Here is an 18,864-nt window from a genome sequence, read left to right as displayed (position 1 = left end):
CCCGGGCGGCAGGTCCCGGACCACAGCCGGTCAGCGGGCGGCGCCGTCCAAGGGCCGGGGAACGGCGCCGCCTCGCCGACAGCGACACCCCACCGCCCGGGAGCGGCGGGACGCCGAGTCCAGTGAGCGTCAACTCGTCGGCAGCAGCGGCGGGTTGGCCAACCGCGCCAGTTCCAGGGCCTGTTGCGGGAACCAGTCACCCGCGTCCGGGTCGACCGTGCCCCGCTCGGGGTCCTGCGGGCCCGCCGTTCCGCGGAGGCAGAGGCCGTCCGACTCGCCGGGCGTCTTGATCCACAGGCGGGCGTCCTGCAACGGGTCCCCCGTGCGCAGCGTCGGGCGCGCGCCGAGACCACGGTCCGGCGGGTTGCACCAGTCCTGCGCGTCGGCGTACTTGCCCGCGGGCGGGGTCCACGGGCCCCGGCCGTTGCGGCTGGAGTCGGTGACGAAGTGCTTCATCCGCGAGGCGGGCGTGTGCACGTGCGTGTCGAGCCACGCCTGCGCGTCGGCCCGCGGCCAGCCCTGGCTCGGGCACGCCGCGACGTCTCCCCCGCCGGCCGCGTACGCGAGGCAGGACGAGATCAGCTTGCCGTACCAGGAGTTGGTGTCGTCGGTGTTGTAGTTCGACGCGTTGGTGTAGAAGCCGGAGGCCCGGGCCACCCCGCCCTTGATCAGGCGCGGCACGATGGAGTCGACCGTGTGCCAGCCGGGGTGCCCGGTGTCGAGATAGACCCTTGTCCCCGACAGCGGCTCCAGCGCGTCGACCGCGTAGTTGACCTCGGTGTAGCGGGCCGCGGTCTTCGTGCCCTCGGCGTCGTCCTGGCCGCAGTCGGACGGCAGCAGGGCGAGGGCGTCGGGTTCGAGGGTGACGATCGTGTCGCCGTGGCCGATCCCCCGCGCCACGGCGTCGATCCACTCCTCGTACTCGGCGGTGTTCGCGGCCCCGCCCGCCGAGTAGTTGGAGCAGTCGCGGCCGGGGATGTCGTACAGCGCGAGCACCGCGGTCGCGTCGTCGCGGCCCGCGTCCCGCACCACCTCCCGGACCTGCCGCTCCACCTCGGCCGGCGTCTGGTCACCGAACCACACGGCCTGCGGCGTGTTCACCATGGTCAGGATGCCCGCCGCGTCGCGGAGCCGGCCGGCCCGGGCGAGGTCGAGGGCCTGTCGGTACGCGGCCGGGTTGGCGTCCGGAACGTACAGCGCGGGCCCGCGCCCCGCCGCGTCCGAGGCCTCCGCGGCGTGTGCCGGGGGTACGGCGAACAGGGCGGCCAGGCTCAGGGACAGGGCCGCGAGCCATGTGGGGGTACGTCGTTTCATCCGGTTCACTCCTGGGTCACAACGGTCACGAGGGACGTGCGGGAGCGCTCCCACAGGAGACTCGCCGAGCGGCATGCCTACGTCAATACGCGCGTCGGAATCGGCGGAACACGAGGGGATCGGCGGCCCATGGGGGGCGTCGGCGCGGGGACCGATCAGGGCCGGACGCGGGCCGCGTCGGCACGTGGGCCGAGGAGACGTCGGCGTGCGGGCCGAGGAGGCGTCGGCGTGCGGGACGAGGAGACGGGAAAGCCCGCCACGGTCCGTGACGGGCCTCGCGCGGGTCGCCGCTCAGGCCACCGAGCCGATGCGGCGGGCCGGGACCGAGTTCGGGTCGTGGTGGATCGGCGTGTGGGCGCCGGTCAGTGAACTGCCGTTACCGCCGCGCCGGTTGGCCACGATCTCCGAGGCGATGGACAGCGCCGTCTCCTCGGGGGTGCGCGCTCCGAGGTCCAGGCCGATGGGCGACCTGAGGCGGGCCAGTTCCAGCTCGGTCACGCCGACCTCGCGCAGTCGCTTGTTGCGGTCGAGGTGGGTGCGCCGGGAGCCCATGGCGCCGACGTACGCCACCGGGAGCCGCAGGGCGAGCCGGAGCAGCGGGACGTCGAACTTGGCGTCGTGGGTGAGGACGCACAGGACGGTCCGCGCGTCGACGTCCGTGCTCTCCAGGTAGCGGTGCGGCCAGTCCACGACGATCTCGTCCGCGTCGGGGAAGCGGGTCCGGGTCGCGAACACCGGGCGGGCGTCGCACACGGTGACCCGGTAGCCGAGGAACTTGCCCATGCGGACCAGTGCCGAGGCGAAGTCGATGGCGCCGAAGACGATCATGCGTGGCGGCGGGACGGAGGACTCCACGAGGACGGTGAGCGGTGCTCCGCAACGAGAGCCCTGCTCTCCGATCTCCAGGGTGCCGGTGCGGCCCGCGTCCAGCTGGGCCACGGTCTCGCCGACCACCGTGCGGTCGAGTTCCGGGTGGGCGCCGAAGCCGCCCTCGTACGAACCGTCGGAGCGTACGAGGAGGGCGCGGCCGACCAGTTCGGCGGGTCCGCTCACGATCCGCGCGACGGCGGTCGCCTGCCCGTCGGCGACGGCGGCCAGCGCCGTCGCGAGCACCGCCCGGCGTGCGGTGTCCCGCGCTCGGACCGGGGTGACGAGGATGTCGATGACACCCCCGCAGGTCAGTCCGACCGCGAAGGCGTCGTCGTCGCTGTAGCCGAAGCGTTCGAGGACGGTGTCGCCGTCCTCCAGGGCCTGCCGGCACAGCTCGTAGACCGCTCCCTCCACGCAACCGCCCGAGACCGAGCCGATCGCCGTGCCGTCGGCGTCGACCGCCAGTGCGGCCCCCGGCAGGCGGGGCGCGCTGCCCCCGACCGCCACCACGGTGGCGACGGCGAAGTCACGGCCCTGCTCGACCCACCGGTGCAGCTCTTCGGCGATGTCCAGCATCTCGGTCTCCTTAACAGCGGTTGCGTGGAGCGAGCCGGAGCGTCAGTGGACGCCCATCCAGCTCTCGATCGGGTTGAGCGCGAAGTAGACGAAGAAGATCACCGTGAGGCCCCACATGAAGGCCCCGATCTCCCGTGCCTTGCCCTGGGCGATCTTGATGGCGACGTAACTGATCACACCGGCCGCCACGCCCGCGGTGATCGAGTAGGTGAAGGGCATGATCACCACGGTCAGGAAGACGGGGATCGCGGTGGCCCGGTCGGCCCAGTCCACGTGACGGGCGTTCATCATCATCATCGCCCCGATGACCACGAGTGCCGCGGCGGCGACCTCGCCGGGCACGATCGACGTGAGCGGGGTGAAGAAGAGGCAGGCCGCGAAGAACAGGCCGGTGACGACGGAGGAGAGGCCGGTGCGGGCCCCCTCGCCGACGCCGGTCGCGGACTCGACGAAGACCGTCTGGCCGGAGGCTCCGGCCACACCGCCGACCGCGCCGCCGGCGCCGTCGATGAACAGCGCCTTCGACAGGCCCGGCATCCGGCCCTGGGCGTCGGCCAGGTTGGCCTCGGTGCCGACGCCGATGATGGTGGCCATCGCGTCGAAGAACCCGGCGAGCACGAGCGTGAAGACGATCATGCCGACCGTCATCGCGCCGACCCCGCCCCATCCGCCGAACTCCACGTGGCCGAAGAGCGAGAAGTCCGGCATGGACACCGCGCTGCCGTGCAGCTCGGGTGCCCCGCTGGCCCACTGCTTGGGGTCGATGACCCCGGCGGCGTTGAGGACGACCGACACGACGGTTCCGGAGATGATCCCGATGAGGATCGCGCCGGGGACGCCGCGCGCCTGGAGCATGAAGATCAGCAGCAGGGTGGCGGCGAAGAGCAGGACCGGCCAGCCGGCGAGTTCACCGGTGGCGCCGAGGGTGACCGGGGTCGCCTTGCCCTGGTGGACGAAGCCGGCCTTCACGAGGCCGATGAGGGCGATGAAGAGACCGATGCCCATGGTGATGGCGTGCTTGAGCGCCAGTGGGATCGCGTTCATGATCATCTCGCGCAGGCCGGTGACGACGAGCAGCATGATGACCGCGCCGTACATCACGCACATGCCCATGGCCTGCGGCCAGGTCATCTGCGGCGCCACCTGCGAGGAGAGCACGCCGGACACGGAGAGGCCGGCGGCGAGGGCGAGCGGCACCTTGCCGACGAATCCCATGAGAAGCGTGGTGAAGGCCGCCGCGAACGCGGTCGCGGTGATCAGGGCCTTCTGGCCGAGCACATCCCCCGCCACGTCCTTGCCGGACAGGATGAGGGGGTTGAGCAGCAGGATGTACGCCATCGCCATGAAGGTGGTGACGCCGCCGCGCACCTCGCGCGCGATCGAGCTTCCCCGCTGGGATATGTGGAAGTACCGGTCGAGCCAAGACCGTCCGGCCGGGACGCGGGTACCCGCGCCCGCGTCCGTCGCGGCGGTCTTCGGCTCCAGTGACTGCTGGGTCATGTGGGCCTGCTCCCAAGGTTCAAAGGGGCACCCGCCACAGCCACCCTGACGGCTGCTGCACCGCGATCGCGGTTGCGGGTTTTGGGATGGTGCTTCGGCCGCACGACCCGGGGGACGGCCCGAGACGAACGAGAAGGACTCTGTGCGGTACGCGTGTGCGTGTGCTGCTCTCTGCTGGGTCCCTGGTACCGCGAGCGGTGCGGTCCCGGGTACTCCGGGCGGCGCGGCGAAGTGTGACGTTCCCGGCGCCGCCCGGAGAGTCGTGTCCGGTGCTACGCGGTGCCCGTGAGGTGTTCGGGACGGACCGGCGTCCGGTTGAGCTCCAGACCCGTCGCGTTCCGGATCGCCGCGAGGACGGCCGGCGTGGACGACAGGGTCGGGGCCTCGCCGATGCCACGGAGCCCGTACGGGGCGTGGTCGTCGGCGAGTTCGAGCACGTCGACGGGGATGGTCGGCGTGTCGAGGATGGTGGGGATCAGGTAGTCCGTGAAGGAGGGGTTGCGCACCTTCGCGGTCTTCGGGTCGACGATGATCTCCTCCATGACCGCCACGCCCAGGCCCTGGGTGGTGCCACCCTGGATCTGGCCGATGACGGACAGCGGGTTGAGCGCCTTGCCGACGTCCTGGGCGCAGGCCAGTTCGATGACCTTGACCAGGCCGAGTTCGGTGTCCACCTCCACGACGGCGCGGTGCGCGGCGAAGGAGTACTGGACGTGTCCGTTGCCCTGGCCGGTGCGCAGGTCGAAGGCCTCGGTGGGGCGGTGCCGCCACTCGGCCTCGATCTCCACCGCCTCGCCCTCCAGCACGTCGGCGAGGTCGGCGAGGACCTCACCGCCGTCGGTGACGACCTTGCCGCCCTCCAGCAGGAGTTCGGCGGTGGCCCACGCCGGGTGGTACGTGCCGAACTTGCGGCGGCCGAGCTCCAGGACCTTCTCGCGGACCAGCTCGCAGGAGTTCTTGACGGCGCCGCCGGTGACGTACGTCTGACGGGACGCGGACGTCGAACCGGCGCTGCCCACCTGGGTGTCGGCGGGATGGATGGTCACCTGGGTGACACCCAGCTCGGTGCGGGCGATCTGCGCGTGGACGGTGACGCCGCCCTGGCCGACCTCCGCCATCGCGGTGTGCACGGTGGCCACCGGCTCGCCGCCGACGACCTCCATGCGGACCCTGGCGGTGGAGTAGTCGTCGAAGCCCTCGGAGAAGCCGACGTTCTTGATGCCGACGGCGTAGCCGATGCCGCGGACGACACCTTCTCCGTGCGTGGTGTTGGACAGGCCGCCGGGCAGCTGCCGTACGTCGGCCTCCTCGCCGGCGGCGAGCCACTGCTGCTCGGGCGGCAGCGGCATCGCCTTGATGCGGCGCAGGAGTTCGGCGACCGGGGCCGGTGAGTCCACGGGCTGTCCGGTCGGCAGGAGCGTGCCCTGCTCCATGGCGTTGAGCTGGCGGAACGCGACCCGGTCCATGCCCACCTTGTCGGCGAGCCGGTCCATCTGGGCCTCGTAGGCGAAGCACGCCTGGACCGCGCCGAAGCCGCGCATCGCGCCGCAGGGCGGGTTGTTGGTGTAGAGCGCGATCGCCTCGATGTCGACGTCCTCGACGACGTACGGGCCGACGCTGAGCGAGGAGGCGTTGCCGACGACCGCCGGGGAGGCCGACGCGTAGGCGCCGCCGTCGAGGACGATCCGGGCCCGCATGTGGGTGAGCTTGCCGTCCTTGGTCGCCCCGTGCTCGTAGTAGAGCTTCGCGGGGTGGCGGTGGACGTGTCCGAAGAAGGACTCGAAGCGGTTGTAGACGATCTTGACGGGCTTGCCGGTGCGCAGGGCCAGCAGGCACGCGTGGATCTGCATCGACAGGTCCTCGCGCCCGCCGAAGGCGCCGCCGACGCCGGAGAGCGTCATGCGGACCTTGTCCTCGGGCAGGCCGAGGACGGGCGCGATCTGCTTGAGGTCCGAGTGCAGCCACTGGGTGGCGACGTAGAGGTCGACGCCGCCGTCCTCGCCGGGTACGGCGAGCCCGGACTCGGGGCCGAGGAAGGCCTGGTCCTGCATGCCGAAGGTGTACTCGCCCTTGACGACGAAGTCGGCCCGCGCGGCGGCCTCTTCGACGTTCCCTCGGACGATCGGCTGCCGGTGGACGATGTTGGGGTGCGGGACGTGGCCGATGTGGTGGTCGTCGCGGCCCTCGTGGATGAGGATCGCGTCGGGCGCGGTCGCGGACGCCTCGTCGGTGATGACGGGCAGTTCGCGGTACTCCACCTTGATCTTGGCGGCGGCGCGGCGGGCGGTCTCGGGGTGGTCGGCGGCGACGATCGCGACGGGCTCGCCGTGGTGGCGCACCTTGCCGTGCGCGAGGACCGGCGTGTCCTGGATCTCCAGGCCGTAGGTCTTCACCGCGGTGGGCAGGTCGTCGTAGGTCAGGACGGCGTAGACGCCGGCCTGGGCGAGGGCTTCGGAGGTGTCGATCGAGACGATCTCGGCGTGCGCGACGGTGGAGCGCAGGATCTGCCCCCACAGCATGTCCTCGTGCCACATGTCGGAGGAGTACGCGAACTCTCCGGTGACCTTGAGGATGCCGTCCGGGCGGAGCGTGGACTCTCCGATGCCGCCCTTGGTCTTGGAGCCCTGGGTGATGTCGGTGGGTGTACCGGTCGTTCCCATGGTCAGACCTCCTCGGTCTGGCGGGCGGCCGCGAGGCGGACCGCGTCCATGATCTTCTCGTAGCCGGTGCAGCGGCACAGGTTGCCGGAGAGCGCCTCGCGGATGTCCGCGTCGCTCGGGTTCGGCGTGCGCTCCAGCATCTCGTCGGCCGCGACCAGCAGGCCCGGGGTGCAGAAGCCGCACTGGACGGCGCCGGCGTCGATGAACGCCTGCTGGACCGGGGAGAGTTCGGTGCCCTCGCCGGCCTGCGAGTCGTGGCCCTTGGCGGCCCATCCCTTGGCGGCGTCGAGTGAAGTGCCCTCGTGCTTTCCGCCCTTCTCGGCGCCGCAGGCGCCGGTGGCGCAACCGCCGTGCTCCGCGCGCTGCTTGGCGAAGTCGGCGAGCCCCTCGACGGTGACGACCTCGCGGCCCTCGACCTGTCCCGCGGCGACCAGACACGAACAGACGGGCACGCCGTCCAGCCGGACGGTGCAGGATCCGCACTCGCCCTGCTCGCAGGCGTTCTTGGAACCGGGCAGACCCATGCGCTCGCGCAGGACGTACAGGAGGCTCTCGCCCTCCCAGACGTCGTCGGCTTCCTGCCGACGGCCGTTGACCGTGAAATTGACGCGCATTACGCGACTCCCTCCGTGCGGGCGGCGCCGCCGCGGTACGACTCCCAGGTCCAGCTCAGCGTGCGGCGGGCCATGATGCCCACCGCGTGGCGGCGGTAGCTCGCGGTGCCGCGGACGTCGTCGATCGGGTTGCAGGCGGCGGAGCACAGGTCCGCGAACTGCTTGGCGACCGACGGGGTGATGATCTTTCCGTTGTCCCAGAAGCCGCCCTCGTCGAGCGCGGCGTTCAGGAACTCCTCGGCGGCCTTGGCGCGGACCGGGGTCGGCGCGGCCGAGCCGATGCCGGTGCGGACCGTCCGGGTGTCGGGGTGCAGGGCCAGGCCGAAGGCGCACACGGCGATCACCATGGCGTTGCGGGTGCCGACCTTCGAGTACTGCTGCGGGCCGTCCGCCTTCTTGACGTGCACGGCCCTGATCAGCTCGTCGGGCTCGAGCGCGTTGCGCTTCACGCCGGTGTAGAACGCGTCGATCGGGATCAGGCGCGTTCCGCGGACGGATGCGGCCTCGACCTCGGCGCCGGCCGCGAGGAGGGCGGGGTGGGCGTCGCCGGCCGGGGAGGCGGTGCCGAGGTTGCCACCGACTCCGCCGCGGTTGCGGATCTGCGGGGAGGCCACCGTGTGGGAGGCGAGGGCCAGCCCCGGCAGCTCGCCGCGCAGGTTCTCCATGATGTGGGTGTACGGAACGGAGGCGCCCAGACGCACGCTCTCCTCGCCGACCTCCCATTCGCTCAGCTCGCCGATGCGGTTGAGGTCCAGCAGGTACTCGGGCCTGCGGTGGTCGAAGTTGATCTCGACCATCACATCGGTGCCACCCGCAATCGGCACAGCCGTGGGGTGCTCAGCCTTGGCGGCGAGCGCCTCCTCCCAGCTGGCGGGGCGAAGGAAGTCCATGAGTGGCTCTCTTCATTCGTGTCGTCGGTCGTTCTGATCAAGCCAGATCGTGTGCGGGCGGCCCGGCTCGTTCATGAGGTGTTAACGCGGAGTGAGGCCAGTACACAGCGCTGTCCCATACGGGGGTCAGTCACCGAAACCATGAAGGAGTTGGCTGGCCAACGCGCGCATCTTGTAGATTCGTATGAACGGAGGCCTTCAGTTACCTCCTCGGTTCCCTCTGGAAACAGTGAGCACAGCCCCCTGGAAACAGGGAGCGCGGCTCGCGGAAGCCCAGGCCATGACCCGGGGACCGGCTCGCTGACGCCCGGCACCCGCGGACCGGCTCCGCGCGGCCCGGGGACCCGCTCGCGGGAACCTCACCGACGCTTCATCGTAGATTTCGAGACAAAGAACGGCGGCGACGAGAATGCGGCTGCGCGCACTGCTGGACACCGACGCGCTGGGCCTGCGGCTGCTCGGCGGCGAGGACGAGCTCGACCGCACCGTCCGCGGTGTGATGACCACGGACCTCAAGGACCCGAGCCGGTACCTCTCGGGCGGCGAGCTGGTCCTCACCGGCCTCGCCTGGCGGCACGACGCGAGCGACTCCGAGCCCTTCGTCCGCATCCTCGCGGGCACCGGGGTCGCGGGCCTCGCCGCGGGTGAGGCGGAGCTGGGCGACATCCCCGACGACCTGGTCCTCGCCTGCGCCCGGCACCGCCTGCCGCTGTTCGCCGTGAACGAGTCGGTGGCCTTCGCGACCATCACCGAGCACGTCGTGCGCCAGGTCTCCGGCGAGCGCGCGGGTGACCTGGCCGCCGTGGTCGACCGGCACCGCCGGATGATGACGTCGGGCCCCGCCGGCGGGGGCCCGGACGTGGTCCTCGACCTGCTCGGCACCGACCTCGACCTGCGCGCCTGGGTCCTGTCCCCCGCCGGACGGACGGTCGCGGGCTCGAAGGCCGCGGGCGGCGAGCTGCCCGCGGATGTCTGCGCCAGGCTCGCCGCCGAGCACCTCGCGGCGGCCCGTACGGGGCGCCGGGGGCCGCACCGGGTCACGGTCGGCCAGGCGACGTACTCGCTCTTCCCGATCCGCTCGGCGGCGCGCGCCGCGACCGCCTCGCGGGACGTGCGCGAGACCGTGCTCTCCGACTGGCTGCTCGCCGTCGAGGCGGACGCCGGGGACTGGCCCGAGGAGCGGCTCGACCTGCTCCAGGGCGTCACCCAGCTCATCGCCGTGGAGCGGGACCGGCGGGACGCGGCGCGCACTGTGCGGCGGCGGCTCGCGCAGGAGGTCCTGGAGCTGGTCCAGACGGGCGCCGCGCCCGCCGAGATCGCGGCACGGCTGCGGGTCGCGGCGCCGGTGCTGCTGCCGGGCCTCGGCGCGGCCCCGCACTGGCAGGTCGTGGTGGCGCGGGTGGAGTGGGAGGGCGGCGACATCGAGGGCGGTCCGGTGGCCCAGACGCTGCTGGAGGAGATCCTCGTGGACCCGCTGTCCCCGGGGCCCGAACATTCCGACCGGATAGCTGTCGCCCACACGGGTGACGAGGCCATCGCGCTGGTCCCCCTTCCGGCGGTCTCGGCCGACGACGACGGCTCGGGCACGGGTCTGCACGCCGACCGCCTCCTGGAGGCCGTCAGGGCCCCGCTGTCGGCCGGGCTGAACGACGACGGGCGCCTCACGCTCGGGGTGAGCGCCGCCGTGCACTCGGCGGAGGGGCTGCGCGGCGCCCTGGAGGAGGCGCGGCACGCCCGCCGGGTCGCCGCGGCCCGCCCCGGGCGGGTCTGCGCGGCCGGGCACCAGGAGCTGGCCTCGCACGTCCTGCTGCTCCCCTTCGTGCCGGACGACGTCCGCCGCGCCTTCACCGCCCGGCTCCTCGACCCGCTGCGCGACTACGACAGCCGGCACCGCGCCGAACTGATCCCCACCCTGGAGGCGTTCCTCGACTGCGACGGCTCCTGGACGCGCTGCGCGGCCCGTCTGCACCTGCATGTCAACACGCTGCGCTACCGCGTCGGCCGCATCGAGCAGTTGACGAGTCGTGACCTGTCGCGCCTGGAGGACAAGTTGGACTTCTTCCTGGCCCTGCGGATGAGCTGACGCACGGCGGGGTCCCGGAAGGCCGGTCCCGCCCCGCCACTTTGTGAAATCCTTCACCCACCCTCTTGGCCGGGCCCGGTGATCCGTGCTGAGATGCCACCACTCAACAGCTCAATGGTGTGCTCGGGGAGGGCAACGTGGCGCATACCGCCATGTCTGGTTCCGGAACGACTGCAGGGGACGATCCACTCCAGACCGCGGTATGGCGGCTGCGCTCGCGCGCCTGCTGGGCCGACGCGGCGGCGCTGCTCCAGCCGCACACGGCGGAGGCATCCCTCCAGAGGGCTTCGCTGCTCGTCGAGCGCTGTCTCTACACCGAGCAGGGCTGGGCCGAGGCGGAGGACGCGCTGCGCACCGCCGAGGCCCTCGCGCAGAGCGACGACGAGCGCGGTGCGGCGGCCTGCGAACGCGGCCAACTCGCCTACGCCTCCACCCTGCTGAGCGTGCGCGACCGGGCCGACGAGGCACGTGCCGCACTCGGCCGGGCGGCCGCCCTGATCGCGCCGGGCGCTCCCGGGCGCGCGCTGCTGGACTTCCGGCGCGGGCTGCTCGCCGAGAACCTGGCCCGGGCACCGCAGGCGGCCCGGGCGGCGTACCGGCGGGCGCATGCGGGCGCGACCTCCCAGGACGATCCGCTGCTGATGTCCTTCACCTGGCGGCACCTCGCCGGACTCGCCCTGCGGGAGGGGGAGTTGGCGGAGGCCCGGCACGGCTTCGCCGAGTCCCTGCGCATCCGCGAGGAGTTGGGCTATCTCGTCGGTACGGCCCCGGCGCTGGCGTCGCTCGCGGACGCCGAGTCGGAGCCGGAGGCCTCCCGGCTCCGTGCGGAGGCGGGCCGGCTGTTCCGGCTGCTGGGGGGCGTACCCATCTGGCTGGCGGCCCAGTTGGCGCCCCCCGCTGCGACGGCCTGACCGGATCCGTGGGCGCACCCGCGACATGTGCGCCCACGGCGGGCCCGGGCGGTTCGGATCGCCGTGGCCCCGCGAAGGGTGAACGGCCTCCCCGCGGGCGGGTGGTCCGGTGACGCGGCCGAGCCGCCGTGGCCGTGGTCCCGCCCGCCGCGACAAGGTCCCGCTTCGCGTTCTCCTGGGCGCGCCCCGCTCACCGGGAAGAGCGCCTTGTCCGGCCGGTGCGGGTCGAGCGTGCGGCGACCGACCCACGCAGGCCGTCGTGGTCCCGCTGTACCTGACGACCGCCGAGCTGGACCTGTACGACAGCCTGCTCGCGATCATCCTGCCGACGGCCGCTTTCGCGATGGCGGGGGGGGAACGCGGAACGGCCGTCAGCTGCTCTGGATCCGTGCCAGCAGGTCGCGTGCGAACGTCGTGGCGTCGTGACGGAGTCCGGGGTCGCGGACCAGGCAGACGACGACGGCCACCACGACGAGAAGCGTCAGGAAGCCGCCGAGACCGCCGCCCCGGCCGGCGCCGGTGTGGGCCGTCGGGCGGTGCGTGCGGGGCGAACCCCCGTGGACGCGGGCCATGTCGTGCGCGTGGTGGTGGATGCGGACATGGTTCTGGTGGATCTGCTGGGCCTGCCGAGCGGCCTGCTGTGCCTGCTGCTGCGCCGCCCAGGACGGGTCTGGCATGGCTCTCTCCCCCGGTTGCGGTCGGGCCCTCGCCCGGGACCTGTGCACCGGGGCACGCGGACGCGGGCGGTGCGGGTTCCCGGCGGCGGAGAGTGTTGCGCGGACCGTACGGCTCCGTGACGGAAGGGATCCGGACGGTTACGTACCGCCGGATGCGGCGCGGGCCCACCGCCGGACGCGGCACGGTCGCGCCAGGGCCGGTTCAGGACGCGCCGGTGAAGTGCTCCCGCACCAGGGCCTGGACGACCGCGAGGTCCCCGGCGATCAACGCGTCGAGGAGCGCGGTGTGTTCGGCGGCGTCCGCCACCAGGTCGGCGCGGCCCCGGGAGACGGGACCGCCGACGAGGGGCCACTGCGCGCGGCGGTGCAGGTCGTCGGCGATGCGCACCAACTGGGCGTTGCCCGCGAGGGCGAGGACCGCGCGGTGGAAGGTGCGGTCGGTCTCGGCGTAGGTGGCGCGGCAGCCGGAGGAGGCGGCGCGCACGGTTGCCTCGGCGAGCGGGCGCAGTTCGGCCCAGCGCGCGGCGGGCACGGTGCGGGCGAGCCGGAGCATCACGGGAACCTCGATCAGCCCGCGGATCTCGGCGAGTTCGGCCAGTTCGCGGGTACCGCGCTCGATGACACGGAAGCCCCGGTTCGGGACGACCTCGACGGCGCCTTCGAGGGCGAGCTGCTGCATGGCTTCGCGCACCGGCGTGGCGGACACTCCGAAGCGATCGCCGAGCGCGGGCGCCGAGTACACCTCGCCGGGGGCGAGTTCACCCGCGACGAGCGCGGTGCGCAGCGCATCGAGGATCTGCCCGCGCACGGAGGCCCGCTGCACGACGGGCCGGGCACGCGCTCCGGCCGTCGGGTCGTCGGCCGGTGCGCCGGGGCGGAGGGCGTCCCGCTGCCCGGCGGAGCGGTGCTCCGCCGGATCCGGCGACCGGGTGCCCTTGTCCCGCGTTCCGGGACGCGTGCCCTGCGCGGGGACGACGGAAGGCGAGCCGGCACCGCGCGGGCGCGGGACCGGCGCCTCGCCGTGGGTGTGCTCTCCGCGGGCAGACGCCTCGGCGCCGTCCGGTCCGGTGTCGGCTCCGTCTCCGGCAGCGCCCGGCGGGACGACCCTGGGACGGCTGCGTTCCCCGGGCAGCGGCTGCGCCGGAACCCGGAAGGCGGCCGCCCGGGTCTCCGGGACCCCCGCTCCCTCGGAGCCGTGCGCGCTGCGCGGACCGGCCTGCTCCACGGGTCCTCCTCCGGCTCGGTGCTGCTTGGGGTCATTGCGGCGATTGTCACCTGTGCGTCAAGCACGATAGGCGCACATCGCCTCAGTTCAAACATTCGAAACGGAGGGTAAGGTAAGGCTTACCTGCAAACGATCGTGAAGCGATGGTTCCGCATGTCCGCTCCCGCTCTGCCCGCCCAGGCCGTCGCGACCGCCGCGACCGGCCCCGACACGCTCGCCGCCGTGTCACCCGTCGCGGACGCGTACGCGCGGATGACCGAGGCGATGCCCGGCCTGAGCGTCACCGAGCTGACCAACGGAGAAGCGGCGCCCCGCGGTACGGGGTGGGCCCACGCCGCCGGTCTGGCGCGAGGCGGGCCCGAACTCGACGCGTTCCTCGCGTGGGACGAGGCGCAGGTGATCCGGGACCACGCGCAGCCGGCACGGCCCGATGTCGTGGCGAGCTTCGGACTGCACCGGTACGCCTGGCCGGCCTGCCTCCTGATCACCGTGCCGTGGTTCCTGCGGCGCCGGGTGCCCCGCATGCCTGTGGAGCACGTCACATACCACCGCGAGCTCGGCCGGTTCGCCGTCCGCGTCACCACGTTCGCCTGCCTGCCGGACGACCCGGCCGCCGGGCTTCCCGGTGCGCGGGTCGTGCCGGACGAGGAGGCGCTGCGCGCCGAGGTGCGGGCCGCCGTGGCCGAGCACCTGGATCCGGTCCTCGGCGGCTTCGGGCCGCGCATGCGGCGGCGCGGCCGGGCCCTGTGGGGCATGGCGACCGACGAGATCGTCGAAGGCCTCTGGTATCTCGCACCCCTGTTCGGCGAGGAGGCGCGCGCCAGGCGCGAACTCGAACTGCTGCTGCCCGGCGCCACCCGGCCCTACGTCGGCTCCGCGGCGTTCCGTGAACTGACCGGCCCCGCCGGCGAGTCGCTGCCCACCCGGGACCGGGCGAGCTGCTGCCTCTTCTACACACTGGACCCCGCGGACACCTGTGCGACCTGCCCGCGCACCTGCGACGCGGACCGCGTCCGCAAGTTGACGGCTGTCGACGCCGGTTGAAGCGCCCCCGGTCGGGCGCGGGCCCGCGCGTACCCTAAGATCAACATCACCCGAGGGTGCCTCGGAGACGTTCCCGGATCACAGTTGCTTCACAAGTTCCTCACTTGTCGCAGGAACTTTCCGTCGAACCATCCGTACGGGTAATCTTATTCGCACTCAACTCCCGTCCCTCGTGCGGCAGTTCGAGCAGAACGTCGCCCTGCGCATCCCCTTGCACTCCCTTGGCGGCCTCTTGCCCCGAAACCCCCTGAGGGCCGACGTGATTGGGCCACTATGGCGGGCGTTACGCCCTATCCCAATGCAAGGGACCCCAGATGAGACTGACCGACATATCGCTGAACTGGCTGCTTCCAGGCGCCGTTCTGCTCCTGGGCCTGCTGGCGGCGGTGGCGGTGCTCGCGCGCGGCAAGCGGTCCGGGGACACGAGCGGCGACGACTCCTGGGAACGCAGCGAGGAGCGCCGCAGGCGTAAGGAAGCCTTCTACGGCTCGGCCTCCTATGTGCTGTTGTTCTGCTGTGCCGCGGTCGCGGCGGCACTCTCCTTCCATGGCCTGGTCGGCTTCGGCCAGCAGAACCTGGGACTCTCCGACGGCTGGGAGTACCTCGTCCCGTTCGGCCTGGACGGCGCGGCCATGTTCTGCTCCGTCCTCGCCGTGCGCGAGGCCAGCCACGGTGACGCGGCTCTCGGTTCCCGCATACTCGTGTGGACGTTCGCGGGTGCCGCGGCCTGGTTCAACTGGGTCCACGCACCCCGGGGCATGGCCCACGCCGGCGCCCCGCAGTTCTTCGCGGGCATGTCCCTGTCGGCCGCGGTGCTCTTCGACCGTGCGCTGAAGCAGACCCGTCGTGCCGCGCTGCGCGAGCAGGGACTGGTGCCGCGTCCGCTGCCGCAGATCCGCATCGTCCGCTGGCTGCGGGCGCCCCGTGAGACGTACAGCGCGTGGTCGCTGATGCTCCTGGAGAACGTCCGCACCCTGGACGAGGCCGTGGACGAGGTGCGCGAGGACCGGCGCCAGAAGGAGCAGAACCGACTGCGCCGCCGTAACGAGGAGCGGGTCGAGCGGGCCCACCTCAAGGCCCTGAGCCGTGGTCACCGCGGCTTCGCCGGGCGCGGTGGCGGCCGGGAGCTGGAGACGGCGACCGTGGAGCGGGCACCCGCCCCGGGCTCCGCGGAGCCTGCCATATCCACCGCGGAGCAGCTGCCCGTGCGCTCACGGCCCTCGCTCACCCCGGTCCGCAAGAACACCGAGCCGATCACCGTCGACCTCACCACGGAGGACGACACGATGGCCCTTCCGCGGCTCGACTCCCTGGAGCGCAAGCTCAAGGACCTGGAGCAGCAGTTCGGCTGAGGCCCGGTTCCCTGCCCGGGCGACAGCCCGGGTGATCCGGCCCCGGCCGGACCCGGACACGCATGACGACGGCGGCACGGTGTTCTACACCGTGCCGCCGTCCAGTTCGAACCACACCGCTTTGCCCACGCCGTGCGCCCGTACGCCCCACGCGTCCGCCAGCGACTGCACGAGGACCAGACCTCTGCCGTGGGTGCCGTCGCCGGCTTCGGGCACCCGCAGCCGGGGCCTGCGTCCCACGAAGTCCCGCACCTCCACGCGCAGTCGGCGCGCTCCGACGGTCGCCGTCAGGACGGCGTCGTGATCGGTGTGGACCAGTGCGTTGGTGACCAGCTCGCTGGTCAGCAGCTCGGCTATGTCGGACCGGCCGGGCACCCCCCAGTGCCGTAACAACTCGCGCAGCGCCCTGCGTACCTCGGGCACCGCCCGCAGGTCCGCCTTGACGAGCCGGCGCCGCAGCTGGGTGGTGTCCGGCTGTTCCGTCGCCCCGTCGGACATGTCGTCCACCGGATCGGTGGAGGAGGTCCCCCTGGCCGTCGGAGCGCCTCCGCTTGCCTGCCTCTTCATGACCCCCGCCTGCGTGCCGATGTCGGATCCCCCCTGCTCGAACACGTTCACGGGATCCATGCCCCAACGGGAACGTGACAGTCATGTCGAATCGCCGCTCGCGGGGTCCACGGCCGTGGTCGCGGGACGCCTGCACCGGGCACTGATCGGCGCGACGGAACCGACCGGACGCTGGGGATCCTCTCCGGACGCGGGACCCGTGTCCGCCGGGGCGGGCCGGGATCCGGCGCCTCGCCCGTCACCGCGCTCCGCACGGTGAACGCATCAGGTGCCACCGGCGTGGACCTGTGGCATGTTCGGGACGATCCGGCGTACGCGGCCCGGGAGTTACGGACCGCTCGTGGACGCCGCGCGTCCGGCACGGCCGGGGGAAACTCCTGGTCGACGGAGGGGTCCCCGCCGGGGGCCGGACACCTGAGGAGACGACGGCCGGAGCGGTGGCGGGTCGCGGCCGGCTCCGGTCCCGCCGAGGGCGGTCCCGGTCTCCGGAGCGAGGCACCGCCGTACGACGCTCCGGTCGTCCCCCGCAGAGGGCCTCGCACGCTCCGGCGGCCGGATCCCCGCGAGGGAGGGTGCGGGGGTACGTCCGCGGCAGGGAGGGGCGGCGGCCCGTGCGTCCGGGACGGCTCCGGGACCGCGCGTCCGGGAGACGTCCCGACCGTGCGCGGTCAGCCGATCCGCCTACATGTGTCTGCCGAACTCGCCGTACACAAACAGGAATTGGAGCATCCATGTCCGCTGTCCGGCCTTCGACGGGGTCCGCATGCCCCGTGCGCCCGGCCCCTGACCGGACCCCCGCGGAAGAACCCGCGGCCTACGGCCGGGGCACGTTGCGCAGGTTGGACCGGGCCATCTGGAGCATGCGCCCGACACCGCCGTCCAGCACGATCTTCGACGCCGAGAGCGCGAAGCCCGTCACCATGTCCGCGCTGATCTTCGGCGGGATGGACAGGGCGTTCGGGTCGGTGACGATGTCGACGAGGGCGGGGCCCTTGTGGGCGAAGGCGTCCTTCAGGGCGCCGGCGAGCTGCTTGGGCTTCTCCACGCGGACGCCGTACGCCCCGCACGCCTGCGCCACGGCCGCGAAGTCCGGGTTCTTGTTGGTGGTGCCGTACGAGGGCAGACCGGCGACGAGCATCTCCAACTCCACCATTCCGAGCGCGGAGTTGTTGAAGAGGACCACCTTCACGGGCAGGTCGTACTGCACGAGGGTGAGGAAGTCGCCCATCAGCATGGAGAACCCGCCGTCGCCGGACATCGACACGACCTGCCGGTTCCGGTCGGTGAACTGGGCGCCGATCGCCATGGGCAGCGCGTTCGCCATCGAGCCGTGCGAGAACGAACCGATCACGCGTCGGCTGCCGTTGGGCGAGATGTAGCGGGCCGCCCAGACGTTGCACATGCCGGTGTCCACCGTGAACACCGCGTCTTCGTCCGCGAGTTCGTCGAGCACGGAGGCGACGAACTCGGGGTGGATCGGGACGTGCTTGTCGACCTTGCGCGTGTAGGCCTTGACGACGCCTTCGAGTGCGTCCGCATGCTTCTTCAGCATCTTGTCGAGGAAGCGCCGGTTGCCCTTGGGCCGCACCCGCGGGGTCAGACAGCGCAGGGTCTCCTTCACGTCCCCCCACACCGCGAGGTCCAGCTTGGAGCGCCGCCCGAGGCGCTCGGGCCGGACGTCGACCTGGACGATCTTGACGTCGTCGGGGAGGAACGCGTTGTACGGGAAGTCGGTGCCCAGCAGGATCAGCAGGTCGCACTCGTGGGTCGCCTCGTAGGCGGCGCCGTAGCCGAGGAGCCCGCTCATGCCGACGTCGAAGGGGTTGTCGTACTGGATCCACTCCTTGCCCCGCAGGGCGTGCCCGACCGGCGACTTGATCTTCTCGGCGAACTCCATGACCTCGGCGTGGGCGCCCGCCGTGCCGCTGCCGCAGAAGAGCGTGATCTTCTGGGCCTCGTCGATCATCGCGACGAGTTCCTCGATCTCGGTGTCACCCGGCCGGACACTGGGCCGGGAGGTGACCAGAGCGGTCTCGATGGTCTTGTCGGGCGCGGGCTCGGCGGCGATGTCTCCGGGCAGCGAGACGACACTGACCCCGGACTGGCCGACCGCGTGCTGGATGGCGGTCTGGAGCAGCCGCGGCATCTGCTTCGGGCTGGAGATCAGCTCGCTGTAGTGGCTGCACTCGCGGAACAGCTGGTCGGGGTGGGTCTCCTGGAAGTATCCGAGGCCGATCTCGCTGGAGGGGATCTGCGAGGCGAGGGCCAGCACGGGAGCCATTGAGCGGTGCGCGTCGTAGAGGCCGTTGATCAGGTGGAGGTTGCCCGGGCCGCAGGAGCCGGCGCAGGCCGCGAGCTTGCCGGTGATCTGCGCCTCGGCGCCCGCGGCGAACGCGGCCGTCTCCTCGTGCCGGACGTGGATCCAGTCGATGGCGGCGTTGCGCCGGATCGCGTCCACGACGGGGTTGAGGCTGTCGCCAACGACCCCGTACAGCCGCTTGACGCCCGCACGGACGAGGATGTCGACGAACTGCTCGGCGACGTTCTGCTTGGCCATGCTGCACGCACCTCTTCGTGATCC

Annotated in this window: 14 protein-coding genes and 1 pseudogene; 5 read left to right on the top strand and 10 right to left on the bottom strand. The window is 72.2% G+C overall.

The window, feature by feature from the left end; all coding sequences use genetic code 11:
* Positions 1-129: 129 nt before the first annotated feature.
* From ABZT74_RS05715 to ABZT74_RS05690, 6 genes are all read right to left on the bottom strand, one after another.
* Positions 130-1,314 (bottom strand): glycoside hydrolase family 6 protein, encoded by a 1,185-nt coding sequence (locus ABZT74_RS05715; protein WP_356433500.1) that lies wholly within the window; start codon positions 1,312-1,314, stop codon positions 130-132.
* A 291-nt stretch (positions 1,315-1,605) separates the two neighbouring features.
* The gene (locus ABZT74_RS05710) at positions 1,606-2,760 is read right to left on the bottom strand and encodes an XdhC/CoxI family protein (protein WP_356433499.1); all 1,155 of its coding nucleotides are present in this window, start codon (positions 2,758-2,760) and stop codon (positions 1,606-1,608) included.
* 42 nt (positions 2,761-2,802) lie between these two features.
* Complete coding sequence (locus ABZT74_RS05705) at positions 2,803-4,260, bottom strand: NCS2 family permease (RefSeq protein ID WP_355869337.1); 1,458 nt, start codon at positions 4,258-4,260, stop codon at positions 2,803-2,805.
* Between the two features lie 272 nt (positions 4,261-4,532).
* Positions 4,533-6,920: a molybdopterin cofactor-binding domain-containing protein gene (locus ABZT74_RS05700; protein ID WP_355869334.1), complete on the bottom strand. Its 2,388-nt coding sequence runs from the start codon at positions 6,918-6,920 to the stop codon at positions 4,533-4,535.
* Between the two features lie 2 nt (positions 6,921-6,922).
* Complete coding sequence (locus tag ABZT74_RS05695; RefSeq protein ID WP_356433498.1) at positions 6,923-7,534, bottom strand: (2Fe-2S)-binding protein; 612 nt, start codon at positions 7,532-7,534, stop codon at positions 6,923-6,925.
* Positions 7,534-8,424, bottom strand: coding sequence for a xanthine dehydrogenase family protein subunit M (locus ABZT74_RS05690; RefSeq protein WP_355869328.1), 891 nt, complete (start codon positions 8,422-8,424; stop codon positions 7,534-7,536). The genes ABZT74_RS05695 and ABZT74_RS05690 overlap by 1 nt, the downstream gene beginning before the upstream one ends.
* 409 nt (positions 8,425-8,833) lie before the next feature.
* Between ABZT74_RS05690 and ABZT74_RS05685 the strand changes: the two genes are divergently transcribed.
* The 3 genes and pseudogenes from ABZT74_RS05685 to ABZT74_RS05675 form a co-directional block, all read left to right on the top strand.
* Positions 8,834-10,507: a PucR family transcriptional regulator ligand-binding domain-containing protein gene (locus ABZT74_RS05685; RefSeq protein ID WP_355869325.1), complete on the top strand. Its 1,674-nt coding sequence runs from the start codon at positions 8,834-8,836 to the stop codon at positions 10,505-10,507.
* A gap of 137 nt (positions 10,508-10,644) precedes the next feature.
* Positions 10,645-11,418: a hypothetical protein gene (locus ABZT74_RS05680; RefSeq protein ID WP_355869323.1), complete on the top strand. Its 774-nt coding sequence runs from the start codon at positions 10,645-10,647 to the stop codon at positions 11,416-11,418.
* Between the two features lie 244 nt (positions 11,419-11,662).
* Positions 11,663-11,764: pseudogene (locus ABZT74_RS05675) on the top strand (carbohydrate ABC transporter permease); the annotation flags it as partial.
* A gap of 25 nt (positions 11,765-11,789) precedes the next feature.
* Here the strand turns inward: ABZT74_RS05675 and ABZT74_RS05670 are convergent.
* Together ABZT74_RS05670 and ABZT74_RS05665 are read right to left on the bottom strand one after the other, a co-directional pair.
* Positions 11,790-12,095: a hypothetical protein gene (locus ABZT74_RS05670; protein ID WP_356433497.1), complete on the bottom strand. Its 306-nt coding sequence runs from the start codon at positions 12,093-12,095 to the stop codon at positions 11,790-11,792.
* A gap of 202 nt (positions 12,096-12,297) precedes the next feature.
* Complete coding sequence (locus ABZT74_RS05665; RefSeq protein WP_356433496.1) at positions 12,298-13,320, bottom strand: FCD domain-containing protein; 1,023 nt, start codon at positions 13,318-13,320, stop codon at positions 12,298-12,300.
* Positions 13,321-13,572: 252 nt separating this feature from the next.
* On the opposite strand from ABZT74_RS05665, the gene ABZT74_RS05660 reads away from it, so the two are divergent.
* Together ABZT74_RS05660 and ABZT74_RS05655 are read left to right on the top strand one after the other, a co-directional pair.
* Complete coding sequence (locus ABZT74_RS05660) at positions 13,573-14,364, top strand: (2Fe-2S)-binding protein (protein ID WP_356433646.1); 792 nt, start codon at positions 13,573-13,575, stop codon at positions 14,362-14,364.
* Positions 14,365-14,678: 314 nt separating this feature from the next.
* Positions 14,679-15,716 carry a DUF2637 domain-containing protein gene (locus tag ABZT74_RS05655; protein ID WP_355869315.1) on the top strand — a complete coding sequence of 346 codons (1,038 nt, stop codon included), beginning with the start codon at positions 14,679-14,681 and terminating at the stop codon, positions 15,714-15,716.
* A gap of 84 nt (positions 15,717-15,800) precedes the next feature.
* Here the strand turns inward: ABZT74_RS05655 and ABZT74_RS05650 are convergent, their stop codons facing one another.
* Positions 15,801-16,223: an ATP-binding protein gene (locus ABZT74_RS05650; protein ID WP_355869651.1), complete on the bottom strand. Its 423-nt coding sequence runs from the start codon at positions 16,221-16,223 to the stop codon at positions 15,801-15,803.
* An 874-nt stretch (positions 16,224-17,097) separates the two neighbouring features.
* Positions 17,098-18,840: a pyruvate dehydrogenase gene (locus ABZT74_RS05645; RefSeq protein ID WP_356433495.1), complete on the bottom strand. Its 1,743-nt coding sequence runs from the start codon at positions 18,838-18,840 to the stop codon at positions 17,098-17,100.
* Positions 18,841-18,864: the final 24 nt, after the last annotated feature.

This window comes from Streptomyces sp. NPDC005302, from assembly GCF_040607345.1.
Taxonomy (GTDB): domain Bacteria; phylum Actinomycetota; class Actinomycetes; order Streptomycetales; family Streptomycetaceae; genus Streptomyces.
Note: the sequence above shows the minus strand (reverse complement) of the source record. Positions and strands in the feature narration are given on the sequence as shown.

Excerpts from the sequence above, each read along its gene's own strand:
- ABZT74_RS05715 (WP_356433500.1), bottom strand. The coding sequence starts at position 1,314 with ATGAAACGACGTACCCCCACATGGCTCGCGGCCCTGTCCCTGAGCCTG.
- ABZT74_RS05710 (WP_356433499.1), bottom strand. The coding sequence starts at position 2,760 with ATGCTGGACATCGCCGAAGAGCTGCACCGGTGGGTCGAGCAGGGCCGT.
- ABZT74_RS05705 (WP_355869337.1), bottom strand. The coding sequence starts at position 4,260 with ATGACCCAGCAGTCACTGGAGCCGAAGACCGCCGCGACGGACGCGGGC.
- ABZT74_RS05700 (WP_355869334.1), bottom strand. The coding sequence starts at position 6,920 with ATGGGAACGACCGGTACACCCACCGACATCACCCAGGGCTCCAAGACC.
- ABZT74_RS05695 (WP_356433498.1), bottom strand. The coding sequence starts at position 7,534 with ATGCGCGTCAATTTCACGGTCAACGGCCGTCGGCAGGAAGCCGACGAC.
- ABZT74_RS05690 (WP_355869328.1), bottom strand. The coding sequence starts at position 8,424 with ATGGACTTCCTTCGCCCCGCCAGCTGGGAGGAGGCGCTCGCCGCCAAG.
- ABZT74_RS05685 (WP_355869325.1), top strand. The coding sequence starts at position 8,834 with ATGCGGCTGCGCGCACTGCTGGACACCGACGCGCTGGGCCTGCGGCTG.
- ABZT74_RS05670 (WP_356433497.1), bottom strand. The coding sequence starts at position 12,095 with ATGCCAGACCCGTCCTGGGCGGCGCAGCAGCAGGCACAGCAGGCCGCT.
- ABZT74_RS05660 (WP_356433646.1), top strand. The coding sequence starts at position 13,573 with ATGACCGAGGCGATGCCCGGCCTGAGCGTCACCGAGCTGACCAACGGA.
- ABZT74_RS05655 (WP_355869315.1), top strand. The coding sequence starts at position 14,679 with ATGAGACTGACCGACATATCGCTGAACTGGCTGCTTCCAGGCGCCGTT.
- ABZT74_RS05645 (WP_356433495.1), bottom strand. The coding sequence starts at position 18,840 with ATGGCCAAGCAGAACGTCGCCGAGCAGTTCGTCGACATCCTCGTCCGT.